The following is a 17,115-nucleotide window of genomic DNA, read 5'->3' on the forward strand; positions in this document are numbered from 1 at the left end:
AGTCATCCGAATATGACTGGCGTTTCGCCGCCTTCATCCTCGCCTGCGGTGTGCCGGGGGTCATCACCGGCGCGCTGGTGATCCTCTCCATTCCCGACCGCATCTCGCAGCTGGCGCTGGGCGTGCTGACCCTGGGGCTGGGGCTCTACTCCGCCTTCAAGCCGCAGCTGGGGCTGGAGAGCGCTCCGCGCAACCGCCATGCACGGGGCATGCTGATCGGCGGATTGGTGCTGTGGGCCATCGGTGCGCTCAATGGCTCGCTGACCTCCGGAACCGGTCTGTTCGTCACCCTGTGGCTGGTGCGCTGGTTTGGGCTGGACTACAGGACGGCCGTCAGCTACACGCTCATTCTGGTGGGGATCGTGTGGAATGGTACAGGCGCATTGACATTGGGGTTGCAGGGCGCGATCCGTTGGGACTGGCTGCCGGCGTTGATCGCCGGCTCGCTGCTGGGCGGCTATCTGGGCGCGCATCTGTCTATCGTACGCGGCAACCGGCTGGTCAAGCAGGCGTTCGAGGTGATGACCGTGCTGGTGGGGCTGGCGCTGATGCTGCGCTCAGTGGCAGCCTGAGGTGATGCCCCGGCGGGCGAAGTATTTCTGGTGATAGTCTTCCGCCGGCCAGAAGGTATGGCGTGCGGCATCATCGATCTGGGTGACGATGGCGCGAGAAAAGTGGGGCGTCCAGCGGGTGATGGCCTGTTCCGCCAGCATGCGCTGCACCGGCGAGGTGGTGAAAATGGCGCTGCGGTACTGGGTGCCCACATCCGGCCCCTGCCGGTTCAGCTGGGTGGGGTCGTGCATCTGGAAGAAGAGATCCAGCAGGCGCGTGTAGTCCACTTCCGTGGGATCGAACACCACCCTGACCGTTTCCGCATGGCCGGTGGTGCCGGTGCACACCTGTTCATAGGTGGGGTGATCCACATGGCCGCCCATGTAGCCAACGGTGGTTTCCAGCACACCGGGCGTCTGGTCAAAGCGCAATTGCACGCCCCAGAAGCAGCCGGCGGCAAAGTAGGCGGTTTCGGTCCGTGTCATGGCGCTATCCCGGCAGGTGTTGAATGAACGGCAAAAGCTGGGTCGGATCCAGCCCCAGCCGGCCATGCCGCGCGGTGGCCAGATCGCCGGCGGCGGCGTGCAGGCAGACGCCGCTGCGGGCGGCGTCGGCGGGTGACAGGCCCTGCGCCAGCAGTGCGGTGATCACGCCGGTGAGCACATCGCCCATGCCGGCGGTGGCCATGCCCGCATTGCCCGCGCCGCAGATGTAGGTATCCGTGCCATCGTCAATGACTGTTCCGGCCCCTTTGAGGACAATAACCCCGCCGAAACGCCGTTGCAGCGTGCGGGCCGTGCTCAGACGGTCGCCCTGTACCTGGGCGGCGGTGGTGCCCAGCAGACGGGCCGCTTCGCCCGGATGGGGTGTCAGAATCCAGTTGTCGCTGCGCGAAGGCGTGTCGGCCAGCAGCGTCAGGGCATCGGCATCCAGCACTCGGGGGCCGTCCCAGTGGAGCACCTGCCGGAACAGTTTTCGGCTCCAGTCGCTGCGGCCCAGTCCGGGGCCGATGCCGACCGCATCCGCCTGATCCAGCGGCAGGCTGTCCGCCCCGTGCAGCAGCAGGGCCGGCTGGCGCGCCAACAGCAGGGCATGGTGCGCCGCGTCCGAGACCACGCGCACGTAGCCTGCGCCTGCGCGCATGGCCCCTTCCGCCGCCAGCGTGATGGCGCCCGGGTAGTCCGGTGCGCCGCCGATGAGCAGCGCCGTGCCCGCCGTTCCCTTGTGGGCGAAGGCGGGCCGTGCGGGGCGGGGGCAGTCACGCCAGTCCGTCAGGTAGGCCCGGGGCGGGCAGGTGGCGTAGATGTCCGCCGGTACGCCGAGATCATGGAAGTGAATCTGCCCGCACAGTTCGCGGCCCGCCTCCATGTGCAGGCCCATCTTGTGGCCGATGAAGGTGGCGGTATGGGCCGCCTTGACCGCCACGCCCAGCACCTGCCCGCTGTCGGCATGCAGGCCGGAAGGGACATCCAGCGCCAGCACCGGGGTGGCGCTGGCGTTGATGGCCTGGATGGCCTCGGCGTAGTCGCCTTCAATGGGGCGGTCCAGCCCGGTGCCGAACAGGGCGTCCACGATCACGTCCGCCTCATTCAGCAGGCCAGCATCGAAGGGCAGGCCGCCCAGCCCCAGATCGGACAGTTCATGCAGCATGGTGAGCGCATCGCCGCGGATGCGGCTGACCTGCCCCAGCTGCATGATGTGCACTTCCAGCCCGGCCAGATGGGCATACTGCGCCAGGGCAAAGCCGTCACCGCCGTTGTTGCCGGTGCCGCACACTACCACGACCTTGCGTGCGTGGGGAAACTGCCTCCGCAGCACCTCAAAGGCGAAGAAGGCGGCCCGTTTCATCAGCAGCACGCCGGGCAGGCCTTGCTCCATGGCGAGGCGGTCGAGGGTGCGGCTCTGTTCGGCGGTGTAGAGCGGGGTCATCGGTAGAGCACCAGCAGCAGGAGGCCGAACAGGATGCGATACCAGCCGAAGGCGCGGAAGGTGAAGCATTCAAGGAAGGTGAGAAACAGCTTCATGGTCAGCCATGCCACCACGAAGGCGACCACGAACCCCACCGCCAGCGGGGCAAAGCCGGTGGCGGCGAAGTCCTCATAGTGGCGCAGGAAATCGAAGCCGGAGGCCGCCGCCAGCACCGGCAGCGCCAGCAGGAAGGAGAACTCCGCCGCCGTCTTGCGGTCCAGCCCCACCGCCAGCGCGCCAATGATGGACGCCCCCGCGCGGCTGGTGCCCGGAATCAGCGCGAAGGCCTGAGCGATGCCGATCCAGAAAGCCTGTCGCAGGCTCACCTGCTCGATGTCCCGCGTGCGGTGGGTGCCTTCGGTGTAGAGCGCCTCGGCAATCAGGAAGATGACCCCGCCGATGATGAACATCCACGCCACCACGGTGACGGAAAACAGTTCTTTAATCTGGTGATGAAACACCAGCCCCAAAAGCCCGATGGGCACGAAGGCCACGGCAATCTTGATCCACAGCGGCAGGTGCGCCGGGGAAAACTTGTCGCGATAATGGCTGATGACCGCCAGAATGGCGGCCAGCTGGATGATGACTTCGAATGCCTTGTTGTCGGCGTTCTGGGGCAGACCAAGCCAGTCGGCCACCACGATCAGATGACCGGTGGAGGAGATGGGCAGGAATTCCGTCAGCCCTTCGATGAGGCCCAGAATAGCGGCTTGAATGAGATCCATGTCACACTCCTTGGCGAATGACAGGATTATGGCAGGGGTCCGGGTCCATGACAATTGGAGGAAAGCACATGAGCAGCTGTTGCAGTGGAGCGGCCTGTCGGGCTGATGAAAAGACTGTCGTGATCATCGGCAGCGGGTCGGCCGCCTTTGCCGCCGCCATCGAACTGGCCGAGGCGGGCCGGCAGGTGGTGATGGTGGAGCGCAGTCCCATTATCGGCGGCACCTGCGTCAATGTGGGCTGCGTGCCTTCCAAGATCATGATCCGCCAGGCGGAGGTGGCTCATTTGCAGGCTCAGCCCCCCTTTGCCTCCATCACCGCCTGTGCCTCCCAGGTCGATCATGCAGCCCGGGTGGGTGAACTGCGGGCGAAGGTGGAGGCCCTGCGGGAGCAGAAATACCACCACATGCTGGAGATCTATCCGCAGATCAGCCTCAGACAGGGTGAGGCGCGGCTGAGGGACGCCCACACTGTGGAGATCGATGGGCCGGAAGGACGAGAGACGGTCAATGCCGGCCATATCCTCATCGCCACTGGCTCCCGTCCCCATGTGCCGGATCTTCCGGGCTTGAATGAGACCCCTTTCTGGACCTCCACCGAACTGCTGTTTGCCGAAGAGCCACCTGAACATCTGCTGGTGCTGGGGGCGGGCGTGGTGGCACTGGAGCTGGCTCAGGCTGCCGCTCGGCTGGGCAGCCGGGTCACACTCATCGCCCGCAGGCGGCTGCTGTCACACCTGCCGCCTGAGGTGGACGAAACCTTGCGTGCCGCATTGGCGGAGGAGGGCATCGAGGTGATCACCGGTTCGCCGCGGCGGGTCGATTACGCCGCCGGTCATTTCACTGTTGAGATGGAAAGTCATCAGCTCATTGGCGACCGCCTGCTGGTGGCCACGGGGCGGGTGGCCAATACCGACGGTCTCAATCTGGCGGAAGGAGGTGTGCGAACGGATGAACATGGTGCCATTGAGGTGAATGAACACATGCAGACCAACGTGCCCGGCATCTACGCCGCCGGTGACTGCACCACCCTGCCACGCTTCGTCTATGTAGCCGCGGCAGGTGGCAAGACCGCCGCGCGCCATATGCTGGGCGACTGCTGCGCCCGGCAGGATCTCGCCGTGCTGCCACAGGTGGTGTTCACCGACCCGCAGGTGGCCACGGTAGGGCTGACGGTGGAGCAGGCGGCCGCGCAGGGCATTGAGGCGGACAGCCGCCGGCTGCCGCTGGAGCAGATGCCCCGTGCTCAGGCCCAAGGCAGCCGTCACGGTTTCGTGCAGCTGGTGGCCGAGCGGGGCGGCGGTCGGCTGCTGGGGGCGCAGATTGTCGCCCCGCAGGCGGGCGAGATGATTGAAGCGGCGGCGCTGGCATTGCGGGCAGGCATGACGGTGCGCGATCTGGCCGGTGAACTGATGCCTTATCTCACCTGGGCGGAAGGGCTGAAGCTGTGCGCCCAGACCTTCTTCAAGGATGTCAGCCGCCTGTCCTGCTGCGCTGGATGATGGGGTCTCCCCCATTTTTGCAGAGTCGGGTTTTCGGCCGCACTGGCAGCAGCTGAAAATGGCAGGGAAAAAGCCGAAAAACAGCCATTACAAGCCGATCGAATGGGGTCTCCCCCATTTTTACTGGATCAATTTCCAGCCGCGCTTCAAGTGGCCGAGAAAAACCTTGCAAAACGGTGCCTGCGGCGTTATAAACAGGGTGAGGCCGCTGAAAAGCGCCGAATTTCCACGGACACGGTGTTGCCATGCGCAAGTTTCTGATTCTTCTGCTGCTCTCTCTGCTGCCCTTTGTGGCCGGGGCGGGGGAGCAGGTGCGCGCAGTATCCAATGCAACACCGGCGCATGCTGCCATGCAGATGGGCAAGGCTGCCCATGACATGGCCTGCTGTGACGGCCATACCACGCAGTGCGCTACCCATGACTGTGATCAGGGGTGTGACGCCAGCTGCTTTCTCACCCACTGCACTTCCAGCGCGCACGTCATCATGCCGATGGCTATGGCCGTGCCTGAGCTGGTGGCCCGGTCCATCGCGCCTGTACTGATCGAATCCTTCCATTCCGTTGCCGCCATTCCCGTCACCCCGCCTCCGCGGGTCTGAACCTTCCGTTGATTTTCCGCAGGATCAGTGTGTCCGTCTGATGCGCATCCCGTGCGTCCGACGCATCTGATCCGCACATGAAACCCTCTTGAATCAACCGCATGACGGAAGGAGTGCACCATGAAAGACAAGTATCTGTCCCGTCGCCGCTTCATCACTGGCGTGGCGACCGGCATCACCGCCAGCGTGCTGGGTATGCGCATTCCCAGTGTGTTCGCCGGAGAAATGACCCACCGCGGCCATCACGGCATGGGCATGCGCCCCATGGCCCGCAGCGCCCCGCGCATTCTCAATGGTGAGCATGACATGGGCCCCGCCGACATTCTCACCGGCACCGAGTTCCATCTCACAATCGACCGCACACCGGTCAATATCACCGGCAGGAAGGCCTGGGCCACCACCGTCAATGGCCGGATTCCGGGGCCGGTGCTGGTATGGCGCGAAGGGGATGAGGTGACGCTGCATGTGACCAATAACCTGGATGAGGACACCTCCATCCACTGGCACGGCATCATCCTGCCCTACGACATGGACGGTGTGCCTGGTGTGAGCTTCCCGGGCATCAGGCCGGGTGAGACCTTCACCTACCGCTTCAAGGTGCAGCAGAGCGGCACCTACTGGTATCACAGCCATTCCGGCTTTCAGGAGCAGACGGGCCATTACGGCAGTATCGTCATCCTGCCGAAGGAGCCGGAGCCCATCGACTATGACGTGGACTACGTGATCCAGCTGTCCGACTGGTCGGACGAGGATCCGGAGACCATCTACGCCCATCTGAAGAAGAAGTCGGACTACTACAACATCAAGGAGCGCACGGTGTTCGACTTCTTCCGCGAAGTGCAGGAGAAGGGCTTTTCCAAGGCCTGGGCGGATCGGAAGATGTGGAACGAGATGCGCATGTCCGACCGGGATCTGTCGGATGTGACCGGCTATACCTACACCTATCTGATGAACGGCGCCAGCCCGGCGGCCCATTTCCGCGCCCTGTATCAGCCGGGGCAGAAGGTGCGCCTGCGGGTGATCAACAGCTCCGCCATGACCTTTTTCGACTTCCGCATTCCGGGGCTGAAGATGACCGTGGTGGCCGCTGACGGTCAGCTGGTCAAGCCGGTGACGGTGGACGAGTTCCGCATCGGCGTGGCGGAGACCTACGACATCGTGGTCGAACCCGGGGATGAAGGCCCCTATCCCATCTTCGCCCAGGCCATCGACCGCACCGGCTATGCGCTGGGGTCGCTGACCACCGATCCGAAACGGCTGGCCAAGGCCCCGCCCATGGATCCGCTGCCGGTGCTCACCCATGCCGACATGGGCATGGCCATGCACGGCATGAACCACAGCGGCATGGACATGAAGCAGGGTGGCCACGGCATGGGCGGCATGCGGCACGACGGCATGCAGATGAAACACGACATGCCGGGCATGAAGCATGAGATGGGCGCCATGAAACATGGCATGGACATGGGCGATGAAAAGGTCATTCCCATGGACATGAACCCCGAGCTGCCGCAGGCCGATCTGCCCATCAGGAAGGGGCCGCACACCACCATGTGGGTGCAGAACCCGCAGTACCGGCTGGACGATCCGGGCCCCGGCCTGCGCAACAACGGCCGACGCGTGCTCACCTATGCCGATCTGAAGAACTACTACCCCACTGCCCACTGGCCTAAGCCGGAGCGGGAGATGGTGCTGCATCTGACCGGCAACATGGAGCGCTACATGTGGTCCATCAACGGCATTCCCTATGAGGAGGCCGATCCGCTGGAGTTCATCTACGGCGAGCGGCTGCGGGTGACCTTCATCAACGACACCATGATGAACCACCCCATGCACCTGCACGGCATGTGGTCGGATCTGGAAACGGGCGATGAGAACCACATTCCGCGCAAGCACACGGTCATCGTCCAGCCCGGCGCCAAGCTTAGCATCCGCGTCAATGTGGATGCGCCCGGCCGCTGGGTGTTCCACTGCCACCTGCTCTACCACATGGGTGGCATGTTCCGTGAAGTGACCGTGGTCGACATGAAGCGCAAAGCATAAGGAGGTTCATCATGAAACGGCATATTCAGGCATTCATCACCGGCGTCACCCTCATGGCCGCATCCCCCGGCAGCTGGGCCATGAAGACGGCTGACCCCTTCCTGGTCAAGTTCATGGCCGACAAGCTGGAAGTGGCCAATGACGCGGACAACACCAAAAGCTGGGACGTGCAGCTGTGGGCCGGCAAGGACTGGCACAAGCTGTGGCTCTATTCCGAAGGTGAGTCGGCAAAGGGTCAGACAGCGTCAGAGAACATGCTCGCCTACAGCCATCCCATCGCCCCCTTCTGGGACGCCCAGATCGGCTTTGGTCGGGACGAGGCGCCCGGGGCCAGCTACAACTGGGGTGTGGTGGGCGTCAACGGTCTGGCGCCCTACTGGTTCGAGACCCGCGCCCATCTGCTGGTGGGCGAGGATGGCACCGCAGGGCTGCGGGCCAGTGCTGAGTATGAGGCGCTGCTGACCCAGTTTCTCATCCTCACCCCGGAGGTAGCAGTATCCGCCTACAGCGGCGACATTGAAAAGATGGGCATAGGCAGTGGTCTGTCCAGCCTGTCTTTCGGCCTGCGGCTGCGCTATGAGATCCGCCGTGAGTTCGCCCCCTATGTGGGCGTGCAATGGTCGCAGACTTACGGCAAAACCGCAGACTTCCGCCGTGCGGAAGGTGAAAAGACGGGCGACACCACCCTTGTGGCCGGTGTGCGCATCTGGTTCTGAAAGGAGGGAATGACATGAATACAAAGCTACATACACTCACGCTGGCCACTCTTCTGGGGGCTTCCACAGTTTTTGCAGGCGGCAGTCATGATGGCGGCCATGGCGACAGCCACTGGACGGCACCGCCCGAGGCCCAGAAGTTGCAGAACCCCATGCACAGGACGAAAGACACGCTCAGTGTCGGGCGCAAACTGTTCGGACAGAACTGCGCCAGTTGCCATGGCCCATATGGTGAGGGAAATGGCCCCGCAGCCGCCAGCCTGAACCCAAAGCCCGCCAACCTGCGTGCCATGGCCGGGCAGCATCCGGATGGGGATTTCTTCTGGAAGATTGCCAATGGGCGTGGTTCCATGCCCGCCTTCAAGGGACGGTTGACGGACGCGCAGATCTGGCAGCTGGTGACTTACATCCAGTCGTTGCCATTTACCGCGCCGCAGAAACCGTCACCCTTTGACCTCAATCATGGGCATGAAATGAAAAAAGGACATCACTGACCATCAGGCCGCCGTCGGGCGGCCTTTTTGCAGGAGCCGAGAGAACATGAAAAGAAGAGACCTGATCAAACTCCTGGCCACCGGTGCTGTGATGCCGGCAGCCTCACAGGCCATGAGCGGCATGGGGCCCATGATGATGGGCGGGCCGGGTGGCATGATGGGGGCGCGCATGCACCGCACCGCCCTGACCCCCGTGTCCGGCCAGCCGTTGCCGATTCCGCCTCTTTATGAGGGAGACATGAAAGCGGGCGTGCGCCACTACCGCCTCACCATCGGTGAGGCGGAGCTGCCCCTGTTTGCGGACGCCATCACGGAGAGCTGGGCCGTGCAGGTACCCGGGACGGCACTGCCGTTTCTCGGGCCGACACTCGTGCTCAATCGGGGCGAGCAGGTGGCCCTCTCATGGCGCAATCATCTGGATACGGCCACCACCATGCATGGGCACGGCATGCATGTGCCGGGCGAAGCCGATGGCGGCCCCCATCAGTTGATTTTGCCAGGTATGGACTGGACGGCCCGTTACCGGGTGGAGCAGCCCGCCTGCGCCAACTGGTATCACCCCCACCGCATGGGGATGACCGCCGAGCATGTCTATCGGGGGCTGGCGGGACTGCTGCTGATTCGGGACGGGTCTGAGGAGGCGCTGAATCTGCCCCGCACCTACGGTGTGGATGACATTCCGCTCGTGGTGCAGGACCGGGTCTTTGACGCCGCCGGTCAGATTCATTACCGCCCCACCATGCACGATGTGCGCCGGGGCTGGTTCGGGGATGTGCTGCTGACCAATGGCGCGGTATCGCCAGTGTTCACCGCCCGGGCGGGACTGCTGCGGCTGCGCCTGCTCAATGGCAGCAACAGCGAAATCTGGCGCTTCACGCTGGACGATGGCAGCGTCATGCAGGTGATCGCCGGGGACAACGGTCTGATTGACCGGCCCATGCCGGTGCGCAGCGTCATGCTCAGCCCGGGCGAGCGGGCAGAGGTGGTGCTGGATCTCAATGGACGGGCCGGTCAGCGCCTGCGTCTGCGGGTAGAAGGTCTGATTGCCGGGCTGCGCAAAGATGCGTTGCGCATTGAAGTCGGCAAGCGTCCCGCGCCGGTCAGCCAATTGCCTTCAAGCCTGACAGCCCCTGATCCCGTACCGGCACCTTTGGCGGAACTGCCGCGTCGCCACTTCACTCTGGGCGGGATGATGAACCTGACCATCAACGGCGCCAGCATGGACATGGACGTGATCAATGAGCGGGTGCCGCAAGGCCGCTGGGAAGTCTGGCAGGTGCGCAATGAAGGCATGGGCATGATGCGCATGATGGGCATGCATCACAACTTCCATGTCCATGGCGGCAGTTTCCGTCTGCTGGCCCGCAATGGAAAGGCGCATTTCGCACCCCATGAGCGGGGGCTCAAGGATACCGTTCATCTGGCACCAGGGGATGAGGCCACCCTGCTGGTGCGCTTCCGCCACGCCGCGCCGGACAGCTCGCCGTTCATGTACCACTGCCACTTCCTCGAGCATGAGGACGCCGGCATGATGGGGCAGTTCACTGTTGCATAGGGGGCGTAGAAATGGAGTTTCACGGGTTTGGATTCATGGGCATCTGGGGCTTTCTGTTCTGGATTGTCATGTTCGTGGTCATGTTCTATCTGCTGCGTCTTTTGCTGTCTCCCTTTTTACCGCAGGGGCGTACCAGGCGGGACGAGCGGGAGGAGGCGCTTGCAATCCTGAAGAAGCGCTTTGCCCGAGGTGAAATTGACGAGGAAGAATTTATCCGGCGCAAGCGCGCACTGGAGGAGGAATAGGGCTATGAGTACGCACACCCACGAACACCACGGGCATGACAGCAGAACACAGCATGCTGTGCATGAGCATGTCGGACACGACCATGCCGCCCACATGCACGATTTTCGCCGGCGTTTCTGGTGGTCCCTGCTATTGACGCTGCCCGTGCTGGCGCTCAATGAGGATATCCAGCGCACTTTGGGATTCACCCTGTCAGCACCGATGTGGGTGGTGCCGACACTGGCTACGGTACTCTATCTTTACGGAGGAAAGCCATTTCTCACGGGCGTCTGGTCGGAGTTGAAAGCCCACAATCCAGGCATGATGACCCTGATCGCCGTGGCTATCACTACCGCCTGGGCTTACAGCATGGCGGTGGCGGCAGGAGTGACCACCGGCAAGCCGTTCTTCTGGGAACTGGCCACACTGATCGACATCATGCTGCTGGGGCACTGGATCGAGATGCGTTCAGTGCTGGGGGCGGCCAGTGCGTTGGAGGCGCTTTCCCGTCTTATGCCTGCAGAAGCCACGCGCCTGCGTCCGGACGGTGAACTGGAAACCGTGCCGGTCAGTGCGCTGCACAAAGGGGATCGCGTGGTCGTGCCGCCCGGTCAACGCATTCCCAGTGATGGCGTGGTGGTTGAAGGACGCTCCAGCGTGGATCAATCCATGCTGACGGGGGAGTCTCAGCCCGTGCCTGTGGGTGAAGGCGTGGAAGTCGTCGGCGGCTCGGTTAATCAGGAGGGGCTGTTGACTGTCGAAGTGACTCGCTTGGGTGAGGAAAGTTTCCTCGCTCAGATGAAGACGCTGGTCGAAGCAGCGCAACAACGCCGCTCACGCACACAGGACTTGGCTAATCGAGCGGCCCGATGGCTGACAGGTATTGCGTTAGCCAGTGGTGGTTTGAGTCTTGCAGGATGGACTCTGGCAGGAGCACCTCTGGCCTTTGCCGTGGAGCGGGCGGTGACGGTCATGATCATTGCCTGTCCGCACGCGCTAGGGCTGGCGGTGCCGCTTGTGGTGGCCGTTTCCACCGCGCGCGCCGCGCAACAGGGGTTGCTCATCCGTGACCGTAATGCTTTTGAGCAAGCGCGGCATCTGGATGTGGTGGTCTTTGACAAGACCGGCACGCTGACCCAGGGCGCCTTTGCGGTGACGGATGTGATCAACCTGTCTGCAGAACATGATGAGCAGACATTGCTTCAACGTGCGGCGGCATTGGAGCAGACTTCAAACCACCCGGTGGCGAAAGCACTGGTGCAGGCTTGGAGCAGGCCGCTGCCAAGTGTGGGCGAGTTTGAGCAGCTGCCTGGTGAAGGTGTGTCTGGACAGGTCTCGGGCAAGACGGTTCAGGTGCTCAGCCCAGCGAGCGTGAAAAAGCGCCTGGGGGTCGATATTGAAGCCCATGAAGCTTTCAGGCGGCTCAGTGATGCAGGCAAGACCGTAGTGGTGGTCACGGATGCGCGGCAGGTATTGGGACTGATTGCTTTGGCTGATCAGATCCGCCCCGAAGCGCGAGAAACTGTGGCGCAACTGCATAAAATGGGGGTAGAAGTGCACATGCTCACTGGTGACCATCCGGCTGCGGCATACTATATTGCCGATCAGCTGGACTTGGATGGGATCCGTGCCCAGGTGCTGCCGGCAGACAAGGCGTCCCATATCGAAGGTCTGCAGCAGCAAGGTAAAAAAGTGGCCATGGTGGGCGATGGCGTCAACGATGCCCCGGCTCTGGCTCAGGCTGATGTGGGGGTGGCCATTGGTGCAGGCACGGATATAGCCGTCGCTGCTGCGGATATTGTGTTGGTGCGCAACGATCCGACAGGCGTGTCCAGACTTATCCATCTTTCCAGAGCGACCACGAGGAAGATGGTGCAGAACCTCTGGTGGGCGGCAGGCTACAACATTCTGGCCATTCCCGCTGCGGCAGGGGCTCTGGCCTGGGCAGGTGTGATGATCAGCCCTGCAGTAGGTGCTGCGCTCATGTCGGCCAGCACCGTCATCGTCGCCCTCAATGCACAGTTATTGCGCCGTTCACCGCTCTAATAGCTTTGGATTTTATCAATCTGTTTTCGGACGCTTGATTAACTTTGGAAGGGCGGTTGGTAAAGGAACAGTGTCTTTTCTACAAGGCTACGAGCGAAAGGGGAGATGTCTCCCCTCTTTTTGTCAGGTCGACAATTTTCTCCTTCCGTCACGAGAGGAGACGAGTCCTGTAGCTGGCCTCAATCACCCAGCGTGCCCTGGTTGAGTATCGGCAGCACGCGCCAGGCGAGGGTAAGGGCGGGCAGGGCATCGCTGAGCTTTTTCAGCAATGCTTCTACATCCGCCTGCGGCAGTTCCAGTTCGAACTTGACCTTGCGCTGGGCGCCGGCCACCTGTTCGTCCGGCGTCAGCTGCTCGTGGGGCTGGCCGTAGCCGGCCAGTTCCACGGCGGTGAAGAACGGTGTGTGCCGTTCCGCCAGCAGGAAGTCGCTCAGCAGGCTGGCCTGCCCGGCGGGCGCCACCAGCTGCATCAGCACCATCTGTTCATTCATACGGCGGCTCCTTGTTCAGCCTTGCGCAGTTTGAAACGCTCCACCATGCGATAGACGATGGGCAGGATCACGAGCGTCAGGGCGGTGGAGGTGATCAGTCCACCGATGACCACGATGGCCAGCGGTCGCTGGATTTCCGAGCCGGGACCGGTGGCCAGCGCCAGCGGGATCAGACCCAGCATGGCGATGGAGGCGGTCATCAGCACCGGGCGCAGGCGGCGTCTGGCCCCTTCCACCACCACCTCGTCCAGCGGCAGGCCCCGTTCGCGCAGCTGGTTGAAGTAGCTGACCATCACCACGCCGTTGAGCACGGCGATGCCCAGCAGGGCAATGAAGCCCACCGAGGCCGGCACGGAGAGGTATTCGCCGGTGACCCACAGGGCGACAATGCCCCCGATCATCGCCAGCGGCACATTGAGCATGATCATCAGGCTTTCGGCCACCGATTTGAAGGTGGCGAACAGGATGATGAAGATCATCGCCAGGGCGATGGGCACCACGATGCTCAGGCGTTTGGCCGCGCGCTGCTGGTTCTCGAAGGTGCCGCCCCACTCGAAGTAGTAACCGGTGGGCAGTTTCAGTTGTGAGGCTTTTTGCTTGGCCTCTTCCACAAAGCCCACCAGATCCCGGCCTTCGATATAGGCGATCACCACCGAATAGCGCTTGCTCATCTCCCGCTTGATGGAGACGGGGCCTTCCACCGGCACCGCCCTGACCACTTGACTGAGCAGCACGCTCTCGCCATTGTCCAGCGGGATTTCCAGATTGAGGAAGTCACGCCGTGCCCGGGCGATGTCGCCACCGGTCTTGATCAGCAGCGGGATGCGGCGGATGTCCTTGTAGATCACACCCACCGGCAGGCCTTCCAGCTGGGCGCGCAGCAGATCCTCTATCATTTCCACATCCAGCCCCAGCCGGCCGGCGGCCATACGGTCAACTTCCAGCTTCAGATAACGGGAGCCTTCATTGACCGGCGTGTAGACATTGGCCGCGCCCGGAATGGTTTTGAGTACTTCCACCAGCTGTTTGGCCACCTCATTGAGCTTCTCCGGATCGTCGCCGAACACCTTGACCGCCAGATCGCCGCGCACGCCGGTGAGCATCTCATCCACCCGCATCTGGATCGGCTGGGTGAAGGCGTAGTTGACGCCGGGGAAGTAGGTGTCCATCACCTTCTTGATCTCCGCCTGCAGCTCGGCCTTGGTTTTCATGCGCCATTCCGATTTGGGCTTGAGCACCATGAAAGTGTCGGTGTCGTTCAGGCCCATGGGGTCCATGCCGATCTCATCAGCGCCCACCCGGCCGATCATGCTTTTGACTTCCGGCACATGGGCCATGATGGTGGCCTGAATGCGCTTGTCCAGGGCCATGGAGGCGTCCAGACTGATGGAGGCGGCCTTCTCGATCTGCAGCACGATGGTGCCCTCATCCATCTGGGGCATGAAGCTCTTGCCCACCTGGGTGAAGATTACGCCTGCGCCCACCAGTCCGGCCAGCGCCAGACTGAGGACAAGGGCCGGGCGTCGCAGCGCCTTTTGCAGCAGCGGCGTGTAGGCCGCGAGCAGCTTGCGGATCAGCCAGGGCTCCTCATGGCTCACCTTGCCCAGCAGCAGGGAGGAGAGCGCCGGGATCACCGTCAGCGATAGCACCACCGCCGCGCCCAGCGCGAACACGATGGTGATGGCCACCGGCGAGAACAGCTTGCCCTCCAGTCCCTGCAGGGTCAGCAGCGGCAGGAAGACGATCATGATGATGCCGATGCCGGAGATCACCGGCACTGCCACCTCGGAGGCGGCGCGCCAGATCAGGTGCAGCCTGGGCAGCCCGGCCCGGTCTTTCTCCATGTGGGTGACGATGTTCTCCACCACCACGACGGCGGCATCCACCAGCATGCCGATGGCGATCACCAGCCCACCCAGGGACATGAGATTGGCCGACAGGCCATACCAGCGCATCAGCACGAAGGTGAGCAGAATGGCCAGCGGCAGAATGACCGCCACAGACACCGCCGCACGCAGGTTGCCGAGAAAGACGAACAGCATCAGGATGACCAGCACGATGGCCTCGATCAGCGCCTTGCTCACTGTCCAGGTGGCCTTGTTGACCAGATCGGAGCGGTCATAGAACACGTTGAGGCGGATGCCCTTTGGCAGTGCCGGCTTGAGCTGCTCGAGCTTGGCCTTGACGCCTTCCACCACCTCGCGGGCGTTGGCCCCTTTCAGGCCGATCACCAGCCCCTGCACGGCTTCCGCCTTGCCGTCCTTGGTGACGCCGCCATAGCGGGTCAGATGGCTGACGACCACATCGGCCACATCGCGCACCAGAATGGGCGTGCCATCTTTCCCCGTGCGCACGACAGTGTTTTCAATATCCGCACGGGTGGTGAAGTTGCCGGATGTGCGCACCAGCAGCACCTCTTCACCCTCGGTGAGGCGGCCGGCGCCGTCATTGCGGTTGTTGCGCTCCAGCGCTTCCCGCAGCTGTTCGAAGGTGACCCGGTGGGCGCGCATTTTCGCCATGTCGGGGCGCACCGCCCAGGCGCGGGCGTAGCCGCCCAGTGCGTTCACGTCCGCCACCCCGGGCACGGACCGCAGTGCGGGACGGATCACCCAGTCCAGCAGATCACGCTTTTCCATGTCAGTCAGCGTGTCGCCTTCGATGGTGAACATGAACATGTCTCCCAGCGGGGTGGCGATGGGGGCCATGCCGCCGGTGACGCCCTTGGGCAGCTCCGCGCCGCTGAGCCTTTCGCTCACCTGCTGGCGTGCCCAGTAGATGTCCACGCCCTCCTCAAACTCCAGGGTGATGTCGGCGATGCCGTATTTGGCCTGAGAGCGCAGCAGGGTTTCCCCCGGAATGCCCAGCAGTTCCATTTCCAGCGGGGCGATGACGCGGTCTTCCACCTCCCGTGGCGTCATGCCCGGGGCCTTGAAGATCAGTTTGACCTGTGTGGGCGATACATCGGGGAAGGCGTCAATGGGGGTTTTGGTCATGGCCAGCCAGCCGCCGCCGACGATGGCCGCCACCATCATCAGCACCAGCAGGCGTTGTGACAGAAAGAACCGGATCAGTCGCTCAATCATCACCTTCGCCCTCTCCGCCTTCCATCATGCCTTTGAGGAAAATGGCTCCGAAGCTGACCACACGGGCGTCCGCATCCGGCTGCTCGCCCAGCGCCACAATGGCCCAGCGGCCATCCCGGTCGATCAGCTCCACGGGGCGGGCTTCGATGTGTTTGCCTTCGCGCACGAACACCGCCGGTGTCCCTTCCAGATCCACCACCGCGCGGTTTGGCACGCGCCAGGCGGGCGCAGGGGTGCCTTCCACAAAGTGAACGCGGATGAACTGGCCGGGCAACAGGCGGCCCTTGGCATTGTCAAAGCGCACATGCACGCTCACCCGCTGGGTTTCCGGGTCCGCCTGTCGGGCGATGTAGGCCACTTGCCCGTGGATGGGCAGGCCGTCGACGGTCACCGTCTGGCCCAGATGGATGTTCTTCACCTCACTCACCGGCAGAGCCACATCTGCCACCACCGGTTCGATTTCGCCCACATGGGCCAGTGGTGCGTTGGCGTCCACCCGCTGGTTACGTTCCACCTGCAGATCGAACAGCAGGCCGTCCTTGGGCGCGTGCAGAGTGAGGGTGCGCACCGGTTTTCCGCCGCCGGCCAGTGCCTTGATCTGGCCGAGGGTCAGGCCGGCATTGAGCAGGGCCTCGTAGCGGGCCAGTTTGTCGTTGCGGGCGGTTTCCAGCGCCGTACGCGCGGCCAGATACTGCTTCTGGGACAGGCTGCCGGCCTTGTAAAGGCGCTGGGCGCGCGCAAAGTTCTTCTCCGCCTGGGTCAGGCGGGCGCGGGCGTCCAGATAGGCCTGTTGCATTTGCACCAGTTCGGCGCTGTCCAGCTCGAACAGGGGTTGGCCTTGCTTCACCGGCCCGTGCACCACATGGATGCGGGCGATGCGGCCGCTGACGGGGGCGGCGACCAGATCCCGGTGCGCCAATGGAATATCCACCTGTGCCGGCCAGGCGTAGCCTTCAACCCGCGCCACCGGCTCAAAGGGGGCGAACTGCAGCCCCAGCGCCTTGACCTGTTCGGCATTCAGTTCCAGTCCGGCTGCTGCCTGATGGCCTTCTTCGGCCCAGAGGGCGGGGGCCGTGCTCAGGGTCAGCGCCAGTGCGCCAGTGATCATCCAGTGCTTCATGT

15 protein-coding genes are annotated in these 17,115 nt (G+C 63.2%); 9 read left to right on the forward strand and 6 right to left on the reverse strand.

Annotation, left to right across the window (positions count from 1 at the left end; genetic code table 11):
- Nucleotides 1-572: sulfite exporter TauE/SafE family protein (locus F8K16_RS02530; protein WP_294946510.1), on the forward strand; the 572-nt coding region annotated here is incomplete at its 5' end.
- On the opposite strand, the gene msrA is transcribed toward F8K16_RS02530, so the two are convergent.
- Genes msrA through F8K16_RS02545 form a run of 3 tightly spaced genes read right to left on the reverse strand, consistent with a single transcriptional unit; the run spans nt 558 to nt 3,245 of the window.
- Nucleotides 558-1,037, reverse strand: coding sequence for a peptide-methionine (S)-S-oxide reductase MsrA (msrA, locus tag F8K16_RS02535; protein WP_294946512.1), 480 nt, complete (start codon nt 1,035-1,037; stop codon nt 558-560). The two genes, F8K16_RS02530 and msrA, sit on opposite strands and share 15 nt — an antisense overlap.
- A gap of 4 nt (nt 1,038-1,041) precedes the next feature.
- The gene (locus F8K16_RS02540; protein ID WP_294946514.1) at nt 1,042-2,481 is read right to left on the reverse strand and encodes an NAD(P)H-hydrate dehydratase; all 1,440 of its coding nucleotides are present in this window, start codon (nt 2,479-2,481) and stop codon (nt 1,042-1,044) included.
- Nucleotides 2,478-3,245, reverse strand: a complete 768-nt coding sequence (locus F8K16_RS02545) for an undecaprenyl-diphosphate phosphatase (RefSeq protein ID WP_294946516.1) — start codon at nt 3,243-3,245, stop codon at nt 2,478-2,480. Before F8K16_RS02545 ends, F8K16_RS02540 begins: the two co-directional genes overlap by 4 nt.
- A 119-nt stretch (nt 3,246-3,364) precedes the next feature.
- On the opposite strand from F8K16_RS02545, the gene merA reads away from it, so the two are divergent.
- The 8 genes from merA (at nt 3,365) to F8K16_RS02585 (ending at nt 12,419) form a co-directional block, all read left to right on the forward strand.
- Nucleotides 3,365-4,744: a mercury(II) reductase gene (gene merA, locus F8K16_RS02550; RefSeq protein ID WP_294946518.1), complete on the forward strand. Its 1,380-nt coding sequence runs from the start codon at nt 3,365-3,367 to the stop codon at nt 4,742-4,744.
- A 245-nt stretch (nt 4,745-4,989) separates the two neighbouring features.
- On the forward strand, nt 4,990-5,343 hold the full coding sequence (locus F8K16_RS02555; RefSeq protein ID WP_294946520.1) for a hypothetical protein: 354 nt from the start codon (nt 4,990-4,992) through the stop codon (nt 5,341-5,343).
- 120 nt (nt 5,344-5,463) lie between these two features.
- Nucleotides 5,464-7,383 carry a copper resistance system multicopper oxidase gene (locus tag F8K16_RS02560; RefSeq protein ID WP_294946522.1) on the forward strand — a complete coding sequence of 640 codons (1,920 nt, stop codon included), beginning with the start codon at nt 5,464-5,466 and terminating at the stop codon, nt 7,381-7,383.
- Between the two features lie 11 nt (nt 7,384-7,394).
- Complete coding sequence (locus F8K16_RS02565; RefSeq protein ID WP_294946524.1) at nt 7,395-8,099, forward strand: copper resistance protein B; 705 nt, start codon at nt 7,395-7,397, stop codon at nt 8,097-8,099.
- Nucleotides 8,100-8,113: 14 nt separating this feature from the next.
- Nucleotides 8,114-8,593 carry a cytochrome c gene (locus F8K16_RS02570; protein WP_294946526.1) on the forward strand — a complete coding sequence of 160 codons (480 nt, stop codon included), beginning with the start codon at nt 8,114-8,116 and terminating at the stop codon, nt 8,591-8,593.
- Nucleotides 8,594-8,639: 46 nt separating this feature from the next.
- The gene (locus tag F8K16_RS02575; protein ID WP_294946528.1) at nt 8,640-10,148 is read left to right on the forward strand and encodes a multicopper oxidase domain-containing protein; all 1,509 of its coding nucleotides are present in this window, start codon (nt 8,640-8,642) and stop codon (nt 10,146-10,148) included.
- A 35-nt stretch (nt 10,149-10,183) separates the two neighbouring features.
- Nucleotides 10,184-10,393 (forward strand): SHOCT domain-containing protein, encoded by a 210-nt coding sequence (locus tag F8K16_RS02580; protein ID WP_294946530.1) that lies wholly within the window; start codon nt 10,184-10,186, stop codon nt 10,391-10,393.
- 4 nt (nt 10,394-10,397) lie between these two features.
- A complete protein-coding gene (locus tag F8K16_RS02585) occupies nt 10,398-12,419 on the forward strand; it encodes a copper-translocating P-type ATPase (protein ID WP_294946532.1) in 2,022 nt (673 codons plus the stop codon).
- 179 nt (nt 12,420-12,598) lie between these two features.
- On the opposite strand, the gene F8K16_RS02590 is transcribed toward F8K16_RS02585, so the two are convergent.
- From F8K16_RS02590 to F8K16_RS02600, 3 genes are read right to left on the reverse strand one after another with little or no spacing between them, the layout of a single operon-like run.
- On the reverse strand, nt 12,599-12,910 hold the full coding sequence (locus tag F8K16_RS02590) for a DUF3240 family protein (RefSeq protein ID WP_294946535.1): 312 nt from the start codon (nt 12,908-12,910) through the stop codon (nt 12,599-12,601).
- Nucleotides 12,907-15,993, reverse strand: coding sequence for a CusA/CzcA family heavy metal efflux RND transporter (locus tag F8K16_RS02595; protein ID WP_294946595.1), 3,087 nt, complete (start codon nt 15,991-15,993; stop codon nt 12,907-12,909). Before F8K16_RS02595 ends, F8K16_RS02590 begins: the two co-directional genes overlap by 4 nt.
- Nucleotides 15,986-17,113: an efflux RND transporter periplasmic adaptor subunit gene (locus tag F8K16_RS02600; protein ID WP_294946539.1), complete on the reverse strand. Its 1,128-nt coding sequence runs from the start codon at nt 17,111-17,113 to the stop codon at nt 15,986-15,988. The genes F8K16_RS02595 and F8K16_RS02600 overlap by 8 nt, the downstream gene beginning before the upstream one ends.
- Between the last annotated feature and the right edge of the window lie 2 nt (nt 17,114-17,115).

Source organism: Sulfurivirga sp. (assembly GCF_015490265.1).
In the GTDB taxonomy this organism is placed as follows: domain Bacteria; phylum Pseudomonadota; class Gammaproteobacteria; order Thiomicrospirales; family Thiomicrospiraceae; genus Sulfurivirga.